Below are 1,958 nucleotides of genomic sequence, written 5' to 3' on the forward strand. Positions count from 1 at the left end.
TGGGCCGCGGTCGGCGCGGCGGGCGGCGCGGCCGGCGGCCTCGTCGGCGGCACGCTCACCGACCTGCTGTCGTGGCGCTGGGTGCTGCTCATCAACGTCCCGGTGGGCGCGCTCGTCCTCGCGGGCGGCGCGCTGTGGCTCGCCGAGCACCGAGGCGGCCGGGGCAGGCGCCTCGACCTGCCGGGCGCCGTCCTGGTGACGGCGGGCCTCGCCGTCCTCTCGTACGGCATCGTGCAGACCGAGCGCAGCGGCTGGGGCGCGGCGGCCACCCTGCTGCCGCTCGCCGGCGGACTCGCGCTGCTCGCGGCGTTCTTGGTGGTCGAGTCGCGCACCAGGGAACCGCTGATGCCGCTGAAGGTCTTCCGGACGCGTGCGGTGGCCGCGGCGAACGCGGCGATGTTCGTCTTCGGCGCCACGAGCTTCGCCGTCTGGTTCTTCATGACGGTGTACGCGCAGAACGTGCTCGGCTACACGCCCTTCGAGGCGGGCGTGGCGCTCGTGCCCAGCTCGTTGAGCATCGTGTTCGGCTCCAAGATCGCGCCGAGGATGATGCACCGCATGGCCCCGCGCGACGTGGCGGTGCTCGGCGGGGCCCTCGCGGCTGCCGGGTTCGCCTGGCAGTCCACGCTGAGCGCCGCCGGGGGCTACCTGACGTCGATCATGGGCCCCGGCATCCTCGTCATGATCGGTCTCGGCATGGCGGGCACGCCGCTGGCGGCACTGGCCACGGGGAGCGCGGCGCCGCAGGACGCCGGACTGGTGTCGGGCATCGTCAACACCGCGCGGACCATGGGCGGTGCGCTCGGCCTCGCCGTGCTCTCGACGGCGGCTGCCTCCCGCAGCGGCGGCGGCACGGACCCGGTGGCGCTGACCGCGGGCTACTCCCTCGCGTTCCGGATCGGGTGCGGGGTGACGGTGGCGGCGGTGGTGCTGATGCTGCTCTGGCTGCCGCGCAGGCGCCCGGAACGCGTGGTGAGCGGCGGGACGGCGTAGCCCGTCGCGCCGTCGTCCGGGGGCGGCGCGCGGCTGATCACCAATCGGGGCACGAAACGCGTCGTCGAGCCCGTTCAGCCCGTTCAGACGGTCGTCGGTCGTCGGTCGCCGGTCGCCGGTCGCTGGTTCAGCCGGTTCGGCCCGGACCCGGCCGGTTGCGCCGGTCGGACCGCCGGCTTCGGCGGTCCTTCCCCCCGCCCCCGGTCAGAGCCAGCCCTGGCGGCGGGCCGAGCGCACGGCCTCCATGCGGTTGCGCGTGCCGGTCTTGCCGATGGCGGACGACAGGTAGTTGCGCACGGTCGACTCGGACAGGTGCAGGCGCCCGGCGATGTCCGCGACCGTGGCGCCGTCCACCGCCGCGTTCAGCACGTCGCGTTCACGGGCCGTCAGCGGGCTCGGGCCCGCGCTCAGCGCGGCGGCGGCGAGCCCGGGGTCGATGACCCTCTCGCCCGCCAGTACGCGCCGGATCGCGCCCGCCAGTTCCTCCACGGGGCCGTCCTTGACCAGGAAGCCCGCGGCCCCGGCCTCCATGGCCCGGCGCAGATAGCCGGGCCTGCCGAACGTCGTGAGGATCAGCACCCGGCACGAGGGCAGCCGCCTGTCGAGGTCGGCGGCGGCGTCGAGCCCGCTGCGGCCGGGCAGTTCGATGTCGAGCAGCGCCACGTCGGGCCGGGCCGCCAGGGCCTCGGACACGATCGCGTCCCCGGTCGCCACCTGCGCGACGACCTCCATGTCGTCCTCCATGCCGAGCAGCAGCGCGAGCGCGCCGCGCATCATGCCCTGGTCCTCGGCGAGGAGGATCCGCACGCGCCGCCCGGGGGTGTCCGTCATGCGCACAGGGTAGGGCCCCGCTCCGAAGCGGCCCCGCCCGAACACTGCCCGCCGGGCCGGGCCATGCGGGACCGGGCCGGGGCGGGCCGGCGATCGGGCGGCGCCTCGCCGCGTCAGCGCCGCCGCCACCGCCG

Annotated in this window: 2 protein-coding genes; one reads left to right on the forward strand and one right to left on the reverse strand. The window is 76.0% G+C overall.

Features of this window, described 5'->3' with window-relative positions:
• The coding region (locus L1885_RS27740; protein WP_235799897.1) for an MFS transporter at positions 1-993 on the forward strand (993 nt) is incomplete at its 5' end.
• Between the two features lie 204 nt (positions 994-1,197).
• Here L1885_RS27740 and L1885_RS27745 read toward each other — a convergent pair.
• The gene (locus L1885_RS27745) at positions 1,198-1,824 is read right to left on the reverse strand and encodes a response regulator transcription factor (RefSeq protein WP_235799898.1); all 627 of its coding nucleotides are present in this window, start codon (positions 1,822-1,824) and stop codon (positions 1,198-1,200) included.
• Positions 1,825-1,958: the final 134 nt, after the last annotated feature.

This window comes from Streptomyces fuscigenes, from assembly GCF_021556455.1.
Lineage (GTDB): Bacteria > Actinomycetota > Actinomycetes > Streptomycetales > Streptomycetaceae > Streptomyces > Streptomyces fuscigenes.

What these genes read in the sequence shown, in the direction of transcription:
- L1885_RS27745 (WP_235799898.1), bottom strand. Translation starts at nt 1,824, where the DNA reads ATGACGGACACCCCCGGGCGGCGCGTGCGGATCCTCCTCGCCGAGGAC.